This window comes from Pseudomonas glycinae (genome assembly GCF_001594225.2).
GTDB classification, from domain to species: domain Bacteria; phylum Pseudomonadota; class Gammaproteobacteria; order Pseudomonadales; family Pseudomonadaceae; genus Aquipseudomonas; species Aquipseudomonas glycinae.
This window is the reverse complement of sequence record NZ_CP014205.2, coordinates 2,009,475-2,027,423: the sequence shown is the minus strand read 5'-3', so window position 1 is coordinate 2,027,423 and position 17,949 is coordinate 2,009,475. Positions and strand designations below refer to the sequence as shown.

The 17,949-nt window shown below is 60.8% G+C and carries 14 protein-coding genes; all 14 read left to right on the top strand.

Annotation, left to right across the window (positions count from 1 at the left end; all coding sequences use genetic code 11):
• Nucleotides 1-16 precede the first annotated feature (16 nt).
• The 14 genes from AWU82_RS09110 (at nt 17) to AWU82_RS09045 (ending at nt 17,940) form a co-directional block, all read left to right on the top strand.
• Complete coding sequence (locus tag AWU82_RS09110; RefSeq protein ID WP_064381963.1) at nt 17-1,138, top strand: muconate cycloisomerase family protein; 1,122 nt, start codon at nt 17-19, stop codon at nt 1,136-1,138.
• 18 nt (nt 1,139-1,156) lie between these two features.
• Nucleotides 1,157-1,447: a muconolactone Delta-isomerase gene (gene catC / locus AWU82_RS09105; protein WP_011333751.1), complete on the top strand. Its 291-nt coding sequence runs from the start codon at nt 1,157-1,159 to the stop codon at nt 1,445-1,447.
• A gap of 35 nt (nt 1,448-1,482) precedes the next feature.
• Nucleotides 1,483-2,397, top strand: coding sequence for a catechol 1,2-dioxygenase (gene catA, locus AWU82_RS09100; RefSeq protein ID WP_064381962.1), 915 nt, complete (start codon nt 1,483-1,485; stop codon nt 2,395-2,397).
• Nucleotides 2,398-2,718: 321 nt separating this feature from the next.
• Entirely contained in the window at nt 2,719-3,234 is a 516-nt protein-coding gene (locus AWU82_RS09095) for an Hcp family type VI secretion system effector (RefSeq protein WP_064381961.1), read from the top strand.
• A 127-nt stretch (nt 3,235-3,361) separates the two neighbouring features.
• Nucleotides 3,362-6,268 carry a type VI secretion system Vgr family protein gene (locus AWU82_RS09090; RefSeq protein WP_064381960.1) on the top strand — a complete coding sequence of 969 codons (2,907 nt, stop codon included), beginning with the start codon at nt 3,362-3,364 and terminating at the stop codon, nt 6,266-6,268.
• Nucleotides 6,265-10,989: an RHS repeat-associated core domain-containing protein gene (locus AWU82_RS09085; protein WP_084776991.1), complete on the top strand. Its 4,725-nt coding sequence runs from the start codon at nt 6,265-6,267 to the stop codon at nt 10,987-10,989. The genes AWU82_RS09090 and AWU82_RS09085 overlap by 4 nt, the downstream gene beginning before the upstream one ends.
• A gap of 5 nt (nt 10,990-10,994) precedes the next feature.
• On the top strand, nt 10,995-11,402 hold the full coding sequence (locus AWU82_RS09080) for an Imm1 family immunity protein (RefSeq protein WP_064381959.1): 408 nt from the start codon (nt 10,995-10,997) through the stop codon (nt 11,400-11,402).
• Nucleotides 11,403-11,524: 122 nt separating this feature from the next.
• Nucleotides 11,525-11,788: a PAAR domain-containing protein gene (locus AWU82_RS09075; RefSeq protein WP_039771176.1), complete on the top strand. Its 264-nt coding sequence runs from the start codon at nt 11,525-11,527 to the stop codon at nt 11,786-11,788.
• A gap of 183 nt (nt 11,789-11,971) precedes the next feature.
• The gene (locus AWU82_RS09070; RefSeq protein ID WP_064381958.1) at nt 11,972-13,024 is read left to right on the top strand and encodes an isopenicillin N synthase family dioxygenase; all 1,053 of its coding nucleotides are present in this window, start codon (nt 11,972-11,974) and stop codon (nt 13,022-13,024) included.
• A gap of 58 nt (nt 13,025-13,082) precedes the next feature.
• Entirely contained in the window at nt 13,083-13,892 is an 810-nt protein-coding gene (locus tag AWU82_RS09065) for a MetQ/NlpA family ABC transporter substrate-binding protein (RefSeq protein ID WP_064384109.1), read from the top strand.
• Nucleotides 13,889-14,689 (top strand): methionine ABC transporter ATP-binding protein, encoded by an 801-nt coding sequence (locus AWU82_RS09060; RefSeq protein ID WP_084776990.1) that lies wholly within the window; start codon nt 13,889-13,891, stop codon nt 14,687-14,689. The genes AWU82_RS09065 and AWU82_RS09060 overlap by 4 nt, the downstream gene beginning before the upstream one ends.
• Entirely contained in the window at nt 14,686-15,357 is a 672-nt protein-coding gene (locus AWU82_RS09055; protein WP_011333762.1) for a methionine ABC transporter permease, read from the top strand. Before AWU82_RS09060 ends, AWU82_RS09055 begins: the two co-directional genes overlap by 4 nt.
• Before the next feature lie 8 nt (nt 15,358-15,365).
• Nucleotides 15,366-16,922: a sugar ABC transporter ATP-binding protein gene (locus AWU82_RS09050; RefSeq protein ID WP_064381957.1), complete on the top strand. Its 1,557-nt coding sequence runs from the start codon at nt 15,366-15,368 to the stop codon at nt 16,920-16,922.
• Nucleotides 16,915-17,940 (top strand): ABC transporter permease, encoded by a 1,026-nt coding sequence (locus tag AWU82_RS09045; protein ID WP_064381956.1) that lies wholly within the window; start codon nt 16,915-16,917, stop codon nt 17,938-17,940. Before AWU82_RS09050 ends, AWU82_RS09045 begins: the two co-directional genes overlap by 8 nt.
• Nucleotides 17,941-17,949 lie beyond the last annotated feature (9 nt).

Here is a 17,949-nt window from a genome sequence, read left to right as displayed (position 1 = left end):
TTGAATGGACACTGAAATGAACCGGATCCTGATTGAAAACCTGTCGGCGATCATCGTCGACCTGCCGACCATCCGCCCGCACAAACTGGCGATGCACACGATGCAGAACCAGACGCTGGTGATCCTGCGCCTGCGTTGCAGCGACGGTATCGAAGGCATCGGCGAAGCCACCACCATCGGCGGCCTGGCCTACGGCTACGAAAGCCCGGAAAGCATCAAGGCCAACATCGACGCGCACCTGGCGCCGGCGCTGCTCGGCATGGACGCGGACAACCTCAACGTCGCCATGCAGAAACTCGACAAGATCGCCAAGGGCAACACCTTCGCCAAGTCCGCCATCGAGAGCGCGTTGCTCGACGCTAAGGGCAAACGCTTCGGCCTGCCGGTGAGCGAACTGCTCGGCGGTCGGGTCCGCGACAGCCTCGAAGTCGCCTGGACCCTGGCCAGCGGCGACACCGCCCGCGACATCGCCGAGGCCGAACAAATGCTGGAAGCGCGGCGGCACCGGATCTTCAAACTGAAGATCGGCGCCAACCCGCTGGAGCAGGATCTGAAGCACGTGGTGGCGATCAAGAAAGCCCTGGGCGAGCGTGCCAGTGTGCGGGTCGACGTTAATCAGTACTGGGACGAATCCCAGGCAATTCGCGGCTTCCAGGTGCTCGGCGACAACGGTATCGACCTGATCGAGCAGCCGATCTCGCGAGTCAATCGTTCCGGGCAGATTCGCCTGAACCAGCGCAGCCCGGCGCCGATCATGGCCGACGAATCCATTGAAAGTGTCGAGGACGCCTTCAGCCTTGCTGCCGACGGCGCCGCCAGCGTGTTCGCCTTGAAGATCGCCAAGAACGGCGGCCCGCGCGCCGTGTTGCGCACCGCGCAAATCGCTGAAGCCGCCGGCATCGCCCTGTACGGCGGCACCATGCTCGAAGGCTCCGTCGGCACGCTGGCCTCGGCCCATGCGTTCCTCACGCTCAGGCAACTGACCTGGGACACCGAGCTGTTCGGCCCGTTGTTGCTGACCGAAGACATCGTCACCGAGCGCCCGCAGTACCGCGACTTTCACCTGCACATTCCACGCACCCCGGGCCTGGGCCTGACGCTGGATGAAGAGCGTCTGGCGCGTTTTCGCCGGCACTGATTCCTTAAGGAGAACGCCATGCTGTTCCACGTAAAAATGACCGTGAAATTGCCCGCCGACATGGATCAGGCCGTTGCCACCAAGCTCAAGGCCGACGAAAAGGAACTCGCCCAGCGCCTGCAACGCGAAGGCCAGTGGCGCCATCTCTGGCGCATCGCCGGGCACTACGCCAATTACAGCGTGTTCGATGTGCCCAGCGTCGAAGCGCTGCACGACACCCTGATGCTGCTGCCGCTGTTTCCCTACATGGACATCGAAATCGACGGCCTCTGCCGCCATCCCTCGTCGATCCACACCGACGACCGCTGAGCCCGCCCCCACAACAACAAGATGAGGTGAACACCATGACCGTGAAGATTGCCCACACTGCCGAACTGCAAAAATTCTTCGAAGAAGCTGCCGGTTTTGCCAACGATGGCGGCAGCTCGCGCCTGAAAAACATCGTCCTGCGAGTGTTGCAGGACACCGCCCGGATCATCGAAGACCTTGAGATCAGCGAAGACGAATTCTGGAAAGCCGTCGACTACCTCAACCGTCTGGGCGGCCGCTTGGAAGCCGGGCTGCTGGTGGCCGGCCTCGGCCTCGAGCATTTCCTCGACCTGCTGCAGGACGCCAAGGACGCGCAGATCGGCTTGACCGGCGGCACGCCGCGCACCATCGAAGGCCCGTTATACGTGGCCGGCGCGCCGCTGTACGAAGGGGAATGCCGGATGGACGACGGCAGCGAGGAGGGCGTCGCCACGCTGATGTTGCTCGAAGGTCAGGTGTTCGATCCGCAGGGCCAGCCGCTGGCCGGCGCCACGGTCGACCTGTGGCACGCCAACACCAAAGGTACTTACTCGTTCTTCGACCAGAGCCAGTCCGAATACAACCTGCGCCGACGGATCATCACCGATGCTGAAGGCCGCTATCGCGCCCGCAGCATCGTGCCCTCCGGTTATGGCTGCGACCCCCAAGGCCCGACCCAGGAATGTCTGAACCTGCTCGGCCGCCACGGCCAGCGCCCGGCTCATATTCACTTCTTCATTTCTGCACCGGGGCATCGGCATCTGACGACGCAGATCAATCTGTCCGGGGACAAGTATCTGTGGGATGACTTCGCGTACGCGACCCGTGAAGGGTTGGTCGGGGAGGTCGAGTTTCTGGAGGATGCAGCGGGACGTCGAGCCGAATTGAAGTTCGACTTCCAGTTGCAGCAGGCGCCGGATGCGGCGGCGCAACAGCGCAGTCAGCGGCCACGGGCGTTGCAGGAAGTCTGATTTCGGAGCTCTGATCGGATTGGCGGAACTGCGCAAAAAGTTGCGCAGTTGCCCGTAATAAAATCACGGTGAAAGCCACGGCAAGCTCTCTATATCGAGGCTTACAGCCAAGTGCGCAAGAAGTTGCACAGCACTGCGCAACTTCTTGCGCACTTTTTCGTTGTTTCCTACAGCCAAAAACGAACTTGTCCCACGCAAGCATCGTAAGTCTTTGATGGGGAAAAGCCCTGATGTGGCTGGCACGACTTTTGATATCTCCTTGGTCACCTGGGCAGGCAATCACGCCGTCCGGTCCTGTCTTTTGAGCAAGGAGCACACCCCATGGCAACACCAGCGTACATGTCGGTTACCGGCGAAAAACAAGGCCTGATCACTGCCGGCGCTTTCACCGCCGACTCCGTTGGCAACACCTACCAGGAAGGTCACGAAGACCAGGTCATGGTTCAGGCGTTCAGCCACGACGTGATCATCCCGCGTGACCCGCAATCCGGTCAGCCAACCGGTCAGCGCGTGCACAAGCCAGTCGTGATCACCAAGGTTTACGACAAGGCTTCGCCTTTGCTGCAAGCCGCTCTGACCTCCGGCGAGCGCATGAGCGAAATCGTTATCCAGTGGTACCGCACTTCGGCGCAAGGCACCCAAGAGCACTACTACACCACCAAACTGGAAGACGCGATCATCGTCGCCATCAACAACAAGATGCACAACTGCCAGGACCCGGCAAACGCCCACTTCACTCATCTGGAAGAGGTGCATTTCACCTACCGCAAAATCACCTGGACCCACGAAGTCTCCGGTACTTCGGGCTCCGATGACTGGCGTGCTCCGGTCGTTTAATCACGGCTGATGGTTGTACCGTTCCGGCCAGCGTTACTGGCCGGAACCTTTGAGTTCTTAAAGGATTACTGCCGCCAGAGGTTTATCAATCTGGCGTGGGTTGCAGCACAGCACGAGGGACAAGGGAATGTTCTCACCGGCCAACCAGCCCCATTTCAATCTGACCATCGATGGCGCGGACAGCGATTTCCAGGTGCTGTCGTTCACCGGTCGGGAAGCCCTCAACACGCCCTTCGAATTCGAGCTGGAACTGGTCAGCGAAAAGGCTTCGATCAACCTCGAAAGCCTGCTGCACAAACTGGCGTTTCTTCAACTGTCGCCGAGCGGTACCGGGATTCACGGGCTGATTTACAGCATTGCCCAAGGCGAGGCGGGCAAGCGCCTGACCCGCTACAAGATCTCCCTGCGACCGCAGCTTTCGTACCTGGCGCACCGCTTCAACCAGCGCATCTTTCAGCAGATGACGGTGCAGCAGATCATCAGCCAGGTGCTGGAAGAACACGGCATTCTGGCCAGCGATTACCACTTCCAGTTGAGTGCGGTGTATCCCGAGCGGATCTACTGCACGCAGTACGACGAATCGGACCTGCATTTCGTCCAGCGCCTGTGCGAAGAAGAGGGTATTCACTACCACTTCCAGCACACGTCCAGCGGCCACAAACTGACCTTCGGCGATGACCAGACGGTGTTCCCGAAACTGGCGCCGGTGGCCTATCAGCAGGACTCCGGGCTGGTGGCGGACCAGCCGGTGGTCAAGCGTTTCGGCCTGCGCCTGGCCACCCGCACCAGCCGCACCACGCGACGCGATTACGACTTCGTCAAACCGAAGATCGAGCTGGAAAGCGACGCCAAGAGCAGCGCCCAGCCGGACCTGGAAGACTACGATTACCCGGGCCGTTTCGTGGATCGCGAGCGTGGCAAGCACCTGGCCAACCGCAACCTCGAACGCCATCGCAGCGACTATCGCCTGGCCGAGGGCAACAGCGACCAGCCGATCCTGGTCACCGGGCATTTTCTGGCCCTGACCGACCACGCCAACCCGACGTGGAACGACCTGTGGCTGCTCACCGAAATCTTCCACGAAGGCAAGCAGCCGCAAGTGCTGGAAGAGTCGGTGACCAGCGACACCACCGACAACAAAGACGATTTCCATCAGGGTTATCGCAACCGCTTCAACGCGATTCCCTGGGACGTGCCGTACCGTCCGCCGCTGGACCACCCAAAACCCAAGGTCCTCGGTTCGCAAAGCGCCGTGGTCACCGGTCCCGAAGGCGAAGAAATCTTCTGCGACCAATACGGCCGGGTGAAGGTGCAGTTCTTCTGGGACCGCGAAGGCCAGCGCGACGACAAGACCTCCTGCTGGATGCGCGTGGCCTCCAGCTGGGCCGCCGAGACCTTTGGCTCGATCAACATTCCGCGGGTCGGCATGGAAGTGCTGATCACCTTCCTCGAAGGCGATCCCGACCAGCCCTTGATCACCGGTTGCCTGTACCACGGCGCCAACCTGCCGCCGTACAAGTTGCCGGACTTCAAGACCCTGGCCACGGTCAAGAGCAAGGAATACAAGGGCAGCCGCGCCAACGAACTGCGCATCGACGACACCACCAGCGAGATCAGCATCGCGCTGCGCAGCGATCACGGCGCGAGCGCGATCAACCTTGGTTACCTGACCCACCCGCGCCCAAGCGGCGGTCAGCCTCGGGGTGAAGGTTTTGAGTTAAGAACCGACCGCCACGGCGCCGTGCGTGCCGGCGCCGGTCTGCTGATTACCACCGAACCGCGCCCGAATGAATCCAAGCACCACAAGGACTTGCCGGAGACCGCCGAGCGCCTGGCCACCGCCAGCGATCAACAGGACGGTTTCGCCACGCAGGCCAAAGAGCTGCAAGCCCAGGAAGCGGGCGACCAGGATGACGTGGCCAAGGCCTTGCACGCGCAGCATCAAGGCGTACTCGGCAGTGGCCCGGCGAACCTCACCGCCAACGAATTTCCCGAGTTCACCGAGCCGCATCTGGTACTCGCCAGCCCCGCCGGCATCGCCCTGACCACACCGCGCTCCAGCCACATCGCCACCGGCGAACACCTGGCGCTGAGCAGCACCGGGCACACCAGTTTTTCCATCGGCAAACGCCTGCTGGCCAGTGCCAGCCGTGGCATGCGCCTGTTCGTGCAGAGCATGGGCTGGCGGCTGGTGGCGGCGTCCGGCGACATCGACGTCAAGGCACTCAAGGACAGCATCAACCTGCTGGCCAAACTCAACATCACCGCCAACGCCGACCGCATCACCATCACCGCCAAGACCGAACTGGTGATCCAGGGCGGCGGCAGCGCCACGACCTACAACGCCGGCGGCATCACCCACGCCACCAGCGGCCCGTACACCGCCCACGCAGCGAACTTCGCCTACACCGGGGCGAAATCCCTGGCGGGCGTGTTCCCGGAACCGCCGAAACCGGGCAAGGGCAACCTTGAATTGTTCAACCAGTACGCCGGGCGTCAGGGCATCAAGGACGGCGACTACGAAGTCATCGATGCGCTGGGCAAAAGCATCAAGGGCAAACTCGACGCCAAGGGTTTTGCCAGCGTCGCCGGCGCCGCACCGGGGCCAGCGCGGGTGCTGTTCGGCAAGGATCCTGCGGACACCTGGAGTGAAGGCAGTTACATCGGCAAGCCGGAATGGCCGTTGAATCCGCCGGGTGCTGATGAGGTGCCAAGTCAGGTGCAGGCGATGGTCGCCAAAGTGTTGCCGAGCAAGAACTGGGACATGTTGGAGAAGGGCAAGGACATGGCGAAAACAGGGATGGGCGCCGTGCAGACCGCGCAAGGTGCGATGCAAACGGCGCAGCAGGTGAAGGGCGTGGTGCAGGGCGGGGTAGCCGGGCTGCCGAAACTGGCGAGTGCGGCGATGCCGAGTGCGTCGGGGATTCTCGGGGCGGCGAGCAAGGCGGGCAAGTTGCCGAGTCTGCCGGCGCCGACGCTTCCAAAACCTTCTTTGAAAACTCCGGAATTGCTGGCGGGTGAGGTGCTGTCATGACAACTGGGGGCGGTGGTGCGAAACAGCGTGAGCCGCAAGTCGCGGTGGTACCCCTCAACACGATCGATATTCAGGATGTCGGACGCGGCGCTGCCAAATTCGATGCCTGGTTGCAGTCCATCAGCGGCGGTGTCGTCACACTTGATCGGGTCAAGAACGTCGCGGGTGCTCTTCCTGTCGTGGGCAACATCATGGCGTTGGTTGATGCCCTCGGAGACATCGTCACCCTGGCCAAAAGCAAACAGCGTCAGGTGCTGGATTGGGTCAGCCTGGGTATCAACCTGATTGGTGTATTGCCTGCGCCGCCGACCATGGCTTCTGCGCGCATGACACTACGCCCGACCCTGGGGCTGGTGCGTCAGGAACTGCGTAACAGCGCCAAGATGCTGCTGGGGGACTCGCTGATTGAAGTGTTGATCGGGCATCTGAACGCGACCATCGTCGGCACCATCGATGACTTCGTCAAACAGGCACAACCCAAACTGGCGGGCATTCTCGACGACGCTGGAAAGCTGGGTCAAAGCGCGGTGAACGAGATTGCCAAGGGCCTGGAAACGGTGGTCAACGGCAAGCTTGACGCCAAAGGCGACCTTAACGCGGCAGGTTCAAAGCTCACCGCGGCACGGGGCCAGTTACTGCATGATCCCAAGGCGGCCATCAGCAATATCTTTGGCGCTGCATTTGGCGCCTACAAGGCTGCAGGAAAAGGGGTGGCCAATAGTGCAGCGAAAAATCTGCTGCCGGAAAAAGCCAAGGCCTTGGTACTGGGTAATACATCCATGCTGCGTAATCTGGGTGTAGAACTGCGAACCCAGCTGAAAAAACTTGCCGATCCAGGTGTGCAGCACTCTATCGGCTGGTTGTTGCAGATGCTGGCGGGGGCGGTAGTGACCTGGCGCAAACGCAGGTCTCATGGCCAGAGCGCAACGGTCAAACCCGGCGGAACGAGTAAAGCCCAACGCAGGGCCGGGGACGGGCAACTGGAGATGCAGTCAAAGCAGGCAGGCGCGAAAGCCGACGCCAACTGCCGCAAGAACGGTGTGTGTCCCATCACCGCCCATAGCATCAGCTTTGCCATGGGATCGGAGACTTTCAATCACACGGACTTCAGCCTGCCCGGCCCGTTTCCGGTCACCTGGACTCGCACCTATTACTCACGTCTGGATGCCTACGACAAGGGCGTCTGCGGTGCTCGCTGGATTACCGAGTTCACCACCCGATTTGATCGCGTCGATGACGGGGTGGTGTACCACGCAGCTGATGGTCGCAGCCACAACTACCCTCTGCCCAAAGTGGGTGAAGCTCACTACGACCCGATCGAGAGCCTCACGCTGGTACGCGTCGACGAGAACCAATTGGTGCTGTGCAGCGGTGTCGAGCGCAAGGAAACCTATGTTCGTCGAGGTCAGCGCTATCTGCTGAGTGGAATCGTACTGCGCAGCGGTGCGGGAATCATGCTGCACTACGAACATCGCCATAACGATGAAGTCGTGTTGTCGGATCTGATCACCTACCAAGGGGACGTTTCCAGGGTTCATTTGCAACTCGGTACATTGATCGACGATCAGGGGCGTTTGATCGGCCTCTGGGAAATTCGCGACGGTGCGCCCTGGCGTCAGCTGTGCGCCTATGTTTATGACGACGCCGGGGACTTGATACAGGCTCAGGACGAAAATGCGGCGGTCTGGAGTTACCAGTACCAGCATCACCTCATCACCCGATACACCGATCGCACCGGACGCGGTATGAATCTGCAATGGCAGGGACAGGGCGCCGATGCGCGGGCGATACGCGAATGGGCCGATGACGGCAGCTACGATACCCGGCTGGAGTGGGATGAAAATATTCGCCTGACTTACGTCACCGATGCCCATGGCAATGAGACTTGGCACTACTACGACATCCTTGGCTACACCTATCGTATCCGTCATCCCGACGAACGCTCGGAATGGCTGTTTCGCGATGACGCAAAAAACATCGTGCGCCATGTTCATACCGACGGCAGCATCGATCGATTCAGCTATGACGATCGCGGGAACGTACTCGAACATATCCGGGCCGACGATACGGTCCTGCACTTTGCCTACGACGACCAGGATCAACTGATCAAGATCAGCGACGCGGAGGGTGGCCTGTGGCTTCGCGATTACGATCCACAGGGCAATCTGGTAGAAGCCGTCGACCCATTGGGTAACAAGACCGAATACACCTACACCCCGGCCGGTCTGCTCACGGCCATCAAGGATGCCAACGGCGCCGAGAAGAAACTTGAGTACAACGACGCTGGCCAGTTGACCAAGTACACCGATTGCTCCGGAAAAAGCAGCACCTGGGAATATGACAGTCGAGGGCAGACGATCTGTTTCACCGATGCAGCCGGGCAAAGTACCGAGTACGAATATCAGGCGGGTCAACTGGTACTGATCAAACATCCGGACAAATCCGAAGAGCGATTCACGCGCGATGCCGAAGGTCGATTACTGATCCACATCGATGGCCTTGGTCGCTGCACCTCCTGGAGTTACACCGCTGCCGGTCTGGTGGCGGAGCGGGTGGACGCTGCCGAGCAGACATTGCGCTATCGCTGGGATCGGCTCGGGCGCTTGTCGGCCCTGGAAAACGAAAATGAACAGCGAGCGCAGTTCGAGTACGACCCGGTAGGGCGGCTGCTCCACGAAACCGGCTTCGACGGTCGGAGCAAGCACTACCAATACGATCCTGATACCGGGCGTCTAGCCTCGACGAGGGATGGGGAGCGCGTTACTGAATTGCGCTTCGATCCGATGAACCGCCTGATCTCTCGTCTTGCAAGACTTGGCGGTGAGTCGCAGGAAGAAACCTTTGCCTACGATGGAAACGGCAACCTGGTGCTCGCCAGCAATGATAAGAGTCGCTTGCAGTGGTTTCATGACCCGGCAGGTAACCTGTTGCGCGAGCATCAGCATTATTCGGTACTGGAAAAACCGACGGTTGCGGTCTGGCAGCACGAATATGATGCGCTGAATCAGCGAGTGGCCACTGTGCGTCCGGATGGACACCGGATCAGTTGGCTGACCTACGGCAGTGGCCACTTGTTGGGAATGCGGCTGGATGAGCACGACCTGATCGGTTACGAGCGTGATGATCTGCATCGTGAAGTCGCCCGACATCAGGGCAATCGCCTTTTCCAGACTCAAAAATGGGACCCTGCCGGTCGCTTGCAACAACAATTGCTGGGACACAGTGATGACAAGCGCATCCTGCTCAAGCGCGAGTATCAATATGACGCGGCGGGCCAATTGAATGGTATCCATGACACTCGCCGTGGGCCGATCGGCTATCAATACGACCCGGTAGGTCGTCTGCTCAACGCCACCAGTCGTCTGGGTGTGGAAACCTTCGCGTTCGATCCCGCCGGCAATTTGATGGATGCCAAGGCTGAACAGGTTCGGCGACCGTTGGACCAGTATCCGACCCGGAGCAAGCTTCTCGACAATTTGTTGCGTGAGTACGCTGGCAGTCATTACGACTATGACGACCGTGGCAACCTGATTCAGCGCTGGCACAACGCGAGTATCAGCCGGATGCGCTGGGACCTGTTCGATCGCCTGGTGCATTTCGATGATGCCCGTCTGGAAATCGACTTCGCCTACGATGCGCTGGGTCGGCGGCTGTACAAGCATTCACGTGCGCACTTCAAGCAACACCCCGAAGCCGGGTCGCAGTGGAACCAGAACGAACTGTCACGTCGGCAAAGAGAACTGGGTTGTAGTTTCACGCTGTACGGCTGGGACGGCGACAACCTGGCCTGGGAAAGCAGCCTTTCACAGACCGACGGCGATCCGGGGCGGACGGTGCACTACATCTATGAGCCCGGCACGTTTGTTCCCGTGGCCCAGGCTTTACGGCACCAATCGATCAACTTGTTTGCCGAGCCTCATTACAGCGATGACTATCGTCTGGCCGATGATCCGTTATGGAGCATTGTGCCCAAAGCACCACCGATCGATGTCTTGAGCTGGTATCAGTGTGACCACTTGGGCACACCACAGGAGCTGACCAACCAGAACGGGGAGATCGTCTGGAGTGCACAGTACAAGGCATGGGGTACTGCCATTGAAAAACGTTCGGAGTGGGCACTGCAGCAAGGGCTGGCAAACCCGATTCGTTTTCAGGGGCAATACCACGATCATGAGACAGGGCTGCATTACAACCGGTACCGATATTACGATCCTGACGTTGGCCGTTTCATCAGCAAGGATCCGATCAGTTATGCAGGCGGCCTGAATCTATATGCCTATGCGCCTAACCCGACAGGCTGGGTTGACCCACTGGGTCTTGAGGGCTGTGATCCAAGGCAACAACTGGCCGACCGAAGAAAGGCATTGGGCCTTCCGGTTGCAGGTTCTGCCGAAGACACATCGACACTGGCGATTTTGAAGTTCAACGACCAGAGTTTCGAGGGTATAAACTCAAGCGCTCAAAATCCCAAAACGCCTATTACACTTGAGCGGGTAAATGCGCAGACCAAAACCCACGCAGAAGCCGAAGCGGTGCAGCATGCGGTCAATGCGGGTATGGCAGGCAAGGCCGAAAGTGCGGAAATGTGGGTGGATCGAGACCCTTGCAAGGCTTGCGGACTTCCGGGAGCCGGGGGGATTCGATCACTGGCTCGAAACCTGGGATGCAATATCACCGTACACTCGCCAAGTGGCAGTCGAACTTACACACCAACGAAGTAGTGATTATGAAGCTGGATAAAATCCTGGAAGATGAAACCCAAGGCAATCGTTCGGTCACTCATGAAGTGCACCAACCCGATGAAAAAGCGTTGCTCTCTGCGCTGAATCGTCTCGATGGAAAAACATTCAGTTCAACGATGTTCTTTCTCGATGATGAAAACTTCATGAGCATTGGCGGCGGTGCGCAAAATCGTTATGTGGTGTTTATCGCGCTGGATGTGGATCAAAAGCTTTTCACACTGATTGCCCCCGACGCATCCGGCGATGAAAGTCTTGATGTCGTTGTGGGAGGGCAGTCCGGCAGCTATCCACAGAATCAGTGCGTCGATAAAGAAATCGCACAACAGGCGCTGATGTATTTTTCTGCGCACGGGACAGCCGATCCAGGTTTGACGTGGGATGTCGAAGGTTAATGAGACTGCATTCGGACCGGCGGGCAGGGTCTCTGTCTGCCCACCGGGTGAAGTTCATCATCGATCCTCAAGGGGACGAAGATGTCTGGATGGATGAGTAAGCCGGTCAATGGAGTGACAACATGAAAGACGCAATCCGCCTCGGCGACTCCACCACCCACGGTGGCAAAGTCCTTGAAGCCTTCTCCCGAACCGACCTTAATGGCAAGCCGATTGCCGGGCTCGGTCACAAGGTCAGTTGCCCGTTGTGCAAAGGGATTTTTCCGATTGCCGAGGGCAGCAGCACCTACACCGTCGATGGCGTGCCGATCGCGCTGGACGGCATGAAAACTGCGTGTGGGGCGGCGCTTATTGCCAGCGGCCCGAAGGGCGCGGTGGTCAGCTGAGTCATGTAGTCAGACAGACCTAAGCTAATGCAAAAAAGATATTTGTTCGGTGTTTTTAATATCGTTTAGTTTTGTTTCATAGACGAATCAAAAGCATCAAACCGATAGACCTCCCGATTGCCATGACGGCACGCGCTGAATCGATCACGGACTCTTCAGGTTTGATTCACACGGGAGTGAATCATGCCGCACACCTCAAAGATCACCGCATTACCCATCCTCGACCTGTCCCTGCTCGACGGCACGCCGTCGCAACGCCAGGCCTTTCTTGATGACCTGCGCCATGCTGCCCGCGATGTGGGTTTTTTCTACCTGACCGGCCATGGCATCGACGCCGGCCTGCTCGAGCAAGTGCAGGACTACGCACGCCAGTTCTTCGCCTTGCCCGACAGCGAGAAAAACGCCGTCGGCATGATCAATTCGCCGCACTTTCGCGGCTACAACCGCGCCGCTTCCGAGATCACCCGTGGCCAGCCCGATCAGCGTGAGCAATTCGATCTGGGCGCCGAGCGCGAGGTCTTGCCATTGAACGCCGACAGTCCGCTATGGGCGCGGCTGCAAGGGCCGAATCAATGGCCCGAGGCGTTGCCGCAACTCAAGCCGCTGCTGCTCGACTGGCAGCAGGCGATGACCCAAATGTCGCTGCGCCTGCTGCGCGCATTCGCTCAGGCGCTGTCCTTGCCGGAAGACGCTTTCGACCGGTTGTACGGCGACAAACCCAACGAACACATCAAGCTGATGCGCTATCCGGGGCAAGCCTCGACCGCGAGCAATCAGGGCGTCGGCGCGCACAAGGATTCGGGTTTTCTCAGCTTCCTGCTGCAAGACCAGCAGGCCGGCCTGCAAGTGGAAATCGAAGAGGGGCGCTGGATCGATGCGCTGCCTCGGGACAACACCTTGGTGGTGAACATCGGCGAGTTGCTGGAGCTGGCCACCAACGGTTATCTGCGCGCCACGGTGCATCGGGTGGTGTCGCCACCGGTGGGCAGCGAGCGCTTGTCCATCGCGTTTTTCCTCGGCGCGCAACTGGATGCAGTGGTGCCGCTTTATCCCTTGCCGGCGGCGTTGCTGCGTGAGGCGCGCGGCCCGGCCAGTGATCCGCTCAATCCGTTGTTTCGCGATGTCGGCTGGAATTACCTCAAGGGCCGACTGCGCTCCCATCCCGACGTCGCGCAGCGCTTCTACGCCGATGCGTCGAATACCCAGACACCGCTTCGCAAGACCGCCAACGCCTGATCCATCACTCGCAAAAGGTCGCTTTCCCATGTTGAAAAAAGCAGTGTTGAAAAAAACAGTGTTGAAAAAAGCAGGCCTGACCCTGGCCGTCCTCGGCGCGCTGGTGACTTCGTTCAGTGCCCAGGCGCTCGAACCATTGCGGGTTGCAGCGGACCCGGTGCCACACGCGCAGATTCTGGCGTACATCCAGAAACTCGATCCGCAGCTCAATCTCAAGGTGATCGAAATCCCGCAGGGCGTGAACTCCAACGAACTTTTGGTGCACGGCGATGTGGACGCCAACTACTTCCAGCATCTGCCGTACCTGCAATCCCAGGAAAAGGCCCTCGGCGAAAAACTCGCGGTGGCCGCCACGGTGCACATCGAACCGCTGGGGATTTACTCCCATCGCCACAAAACCTTCGCCCAGATGCCAGACAAAGGTACGGTCGCCGTGCCGAACAACGTCACCAACCTGAGCCGTGCGCTGTACCTGTTGCAGGACAACGGCCTGATCAAACTCAAGCCTGGCTTCAATGACCCGGCGGCCGATCAGGCGACGCCCAAGGACATCGCCGAAAATCCGAAACAGCTGAAGATCCTCGAAATCGAATCGCCGCAACTGCCCCGCGCACTGGACGACGTCGACCTGGCGGTGATCAACGGCAACTACGCGCTGGAAGCCGGGCTGGTGCCGGCCAGGGATGCGCTGGGGCTGGAGAAGGCCGAGCACAACCCGTACGCCAACATTCTGGTGACCACGCCGAAACTGGAAAACGATCCGCGCATTCAGCAACTGGCCAAGGACCTGACCTCGCCGCAAGTCGCCAAGTACATCGCCGAGAACTTCAAGGGTTCGGTGATCCCGGTGGCGGATGCCAAGCCATGATCGTCGTCGAGCAGTTGAGCAAAACCTATCCGTCAGCGTCGACCCCGGCGCTGGATCAGGTGTCGCTGAGCATTCCCGATGGCGCGATCTACGGGATTCTCGGGCGCAGCGGCGCGGGTAAATCAACGTTGCTGCGTTGCCTCAATCTGCTCGAACGCCCGGATGCCGGGCGGATTCTGCTGGACGGCGAAGACCTCACCGCGCTGTCCGATAGCGAACTGCGCCGCCAGCGTCAGCGCATCGGCATGATCTTCCAGGGCTTCAATCTGCTGCATTCGCGCAACGTGTTCGACAACGTCGCGGTGCCGCTGGAAATCGCCAAGGTTGCCAAGCCACAGCGTTATGAACGGGTTCGGGAACTGCTGGATCTGGTGGGGCTGGGCGACAAGGCCGAAGCCTTTCCATCGCAACTGTCCGGTGGGCAGAAGCAGCGAGTGGGCATCGCTCGGGCCCTGGCGGCGCGGCCGGCGTATCTGCTGTCGGACGAAGCCACCAGCGCCCTCGACCCGGAAACCACCGCATCGATTCTGGAGCTGTTGCGCGATATCAATCGGCAACTCGGTTTGACCATCGTGCTGATCACCCACGAACTGGACGTGGTCAAGTCGATCTGCGATCACGCCGCGTCCATGGCCAACGGGAAACTGGTGGAGGCGGGGCCGGTGGCTCGATTGCTGGCCGATCCGCAGTCCGCCCTCGGCGCCTCACTGCGCCCCAGTTGCGGCTTGCCGCTGGGGCATGACGCGCCCGGTCTGAGTTTTCTGCGGCAATACGGCGTACGGGCGGCCCACTCATGAACCGTGTGATCGACTGGAATGAAATCCTGCAACTGGTGCTCAACGCTACCGGCGAAACCCTGTACATGGTGCTGCTCGCCGGGCTGTTCACCTTGCTGATCGGCCTGCCGCTGGGGGTGTTGCTGTTCATCAGTCGGCGTCAGGGCCTGTACCCGTTGCCGAGGCTCAATCAAGCCTTGGGCGCAATCATCAATCTGGGGCGTTCGCTGCCGTTCGTGGTGATGCTGATTGCCCTGATCCCGCTGACCCGGCTGGTGGTCGGCACCACCCTGGGCAGCACCGCCGCCGTGGTGCCGATCACCATCGGCGCCTTTCCGTTTTTTGCGCGGATCGTCGAGAACGCCCTCGACGAAGTCGAAAAAGGCCGGATCGAAGCGATCCTGGCCATGGGCGGTGACATCCGCCACGTGATTTTCAAAGTGCTGTTGCCCGAAGCGCTGCCGGCCTTGCTGGCGGGCGTCACCCTGACGCTGGTGATGCTGATCGGTTTTTCCTCCATGGCCGGAGTGATCGGTGGCGGTGGACTGGGCGATCTGGCGATCCGCTACGGCTATCAACGGTTCAACAATGAAGTGATGGTCGCCACCGTCGTGGTGTTGGTCATCCTCGTCCAGGGTGTGCAAAGCCTGGGCGATCGACTGGTGCGTTCGCTGGCTCATCGACGTTAAGGAATTTTATGGGTGCGCCTGTCGCCGTGGTCTCCGAGCCACTGATTCGTGTACGTGAACTGAGCAAGACCTTTGGCTCGAACCGGGCGCTGGACCGGGTCAGCCTGGATATTTTTCCCGCCGAAGTGGTGGCGCTGCTCGGCGCCAACGGTGCGGGCAAATCGACGCTGGTGAAGATCCTCGCCGGCAGCCAGACCCCCGATGGCGGCGAGATCCGGATCGATGGCCAACCCCGGCATTTCAGTTCGCCGCTGTCGGCGCGCCGCTTCGGCATCGTCGCGGTTCATCAGCAGATCAACGAGGGCATCGCGCCCGGATTGAGCGTGGCGGAAAACCTGCTGCTCGATGAACTGTGCCGCCCCGACGCCGACTTCTGGCTCAATCGCAGACGCCTGCTGGAGCGCGCTGCGAGCATCGCCGCCGGCCTCGGTCTGGTGCTGCCGCTGGAGCAACCGATCGAACACCTCGGCCAGGCCGAGCGGCAACTGGTGGTGCTGGCTCGCGCCTTCGCCCTGCAACCGCGCCTGCTGATTCTCGACGAGCCGACAGCGGCCCTGTCGGACGCCGAAGCGCAGCGCCTGTTCGGGCTGATCGACACCTTGCGCAGCCGTGGTGTGGCGATTCTGTACATCTCCCATCGCCTGTCCGATCTGCAACGAGTGGCCGACCGCGCCGTGGTGTTGCGCGACGGGCAACTGGCCGGTGAGTTCAGTGCCCGGCAATTGCCCGAGGCACTGGAAGCGATGCTTGGTCAGGCGCTGGAAGCCCACGTCTACACACCGCGAGCGGCGGGGCGCGAAGTACTGAAATTGCGCGACGTGAAAATCCTGCCGCGCACTCAGGCTTTTGATCTGTCCCTGCACGAAAACGAAGTGGTGGTGCTGACCGGGTTGCTCGGCGCCGGCAAAAGCGAGATCGCCGAAGTGCTGTTCGGGCTGCGCAAACCGTTGTCCGGCTCTCTGCAACTGGACGGCATCGAGTGGCAACCGGGCTCGCCCCGACAAGCCATCCAGAGCGGCGTGTTCTTCGCCGCCGAGGATCGCGCCAGCCAATCGCTGGTGGCGGATTTTTCATTGCGTCGAACCCTGACCTTGCCGTTCCTCGAACGCTTCACCCGTGGCGGTTTCATCCGCAACCGCGCCGAAGCGACGGCGGTGGAGGCGCAAGTCGCAGCGCTGGGAATCAAGACCGCCGGCATCGATGTGCCGATGAGTGCGTTGTCCGGCGGCAATCAGCAGAAAGTCGTGCTCGGTCGCTGGTTGCTCGGCGAGGGCCGGGTGCTGATCCTTGACGAGCCGTTTCAGGGCGTCGATGTGCGTGCCCGGCGCGAGATCGGCCAACTGCTGCGCGACAGCGCCGCTGGCCGCGCCACGTTGGTGATCTGCTCGGACGTCGATGAAGCGCTGGAGATCGCCGACCGGATTCTGCTGGTGCGCGCTCACGCGGTGGTGGCCGAGTACCCGCGCGCCGGGCTGGATCGCGCCACCCTGGTCGCCGCGCTGGCCGGCAGCGACCCGCAAAATTCTAATGTTCACGCCGCGCCAAGGAGTAGAGCGAGTGCCTGATTCGAGTTCCCTGTTGTCATCCGCCCCGGCGCCGTCCGAGCGCTTCGTGCAAGCGCTGATCCGCTACGGCCTGCTGTGGGTGCTGGCGTTGATCGTGGTGTTTTTCAGTGTGGCAGAACCGGCGTTCCTGCGGGTCGGCAACCTGTTCAGCATCCTGCAGTCGGTGTCGATTGTTGCACTGCTGGCGTTGGGCGTGACGCTGACCATGGCTGTCGGCGGACTGGATTTGTCGATCGGCGCGGTGGCGGCGATGAGCCTGATGATTGCCAGTTACGTGATGGTGGTGCTCGGCTGGGGCGCGGTGCCGGCGGTGCTGATCAGCCTGGCCGGTGGCGCGCTGGTGGGGCTGCTCAACGGCTGGCTGATCGTGAAGATGCGCGTGCCGGACATTCTCGCCACGCTCGGCAGCATGTTTCTGGTGATCGGCGTGCAACTGATCCCCACGGGCGGCCGCTCGATTGCGGTGGGCATGACCTTGCCCAACGGCGACGAAGCCGAGGGTTCGTTCAGTGCAGTGTTTCTGGCGCTGGGCCGCGGACGGTTGTGGGACATCGTGCCGGTTCCGGTGTTGATAACGGCGGTGGTCGCGGTGGCGGTGTGGCTGTTTCTCGAACGCACGCGCATCGGCCGGTTGTTCTATGCGATTGGCGGCAACGAGCAGGCGGCGCGTCTGGCCGGTGCGCCGGTGCAGCGCTTCAAGTTGCTGGCTTACGTGCTCTCGGCGCTGCTGGCATCGCTGGGCGGATTGTTGCTGGCGGCGCGATTGGGGCGCGGGGATGTCAGTTCCGGCAACGGCCTGGTGCTCGATGCGTTGGGCGCTGCGCTGATCGGTTTTGCCGTGCTCGGGGCGAAGAAGCCCAACGCGTTCGGCACGCTGGTCGGCGCGCTGCTGGTGGCCTCGTTGCTCAACGGCCTGACCATGCTCAACGCGCCGTATTACGCGCAGGATTTCGTCAAGGGACTGGTGCTGGTGCTGGCCCTGATGTTCACCTTCGGCCTCGCGCATCGGGCGCGCTGAGCCGGTTCA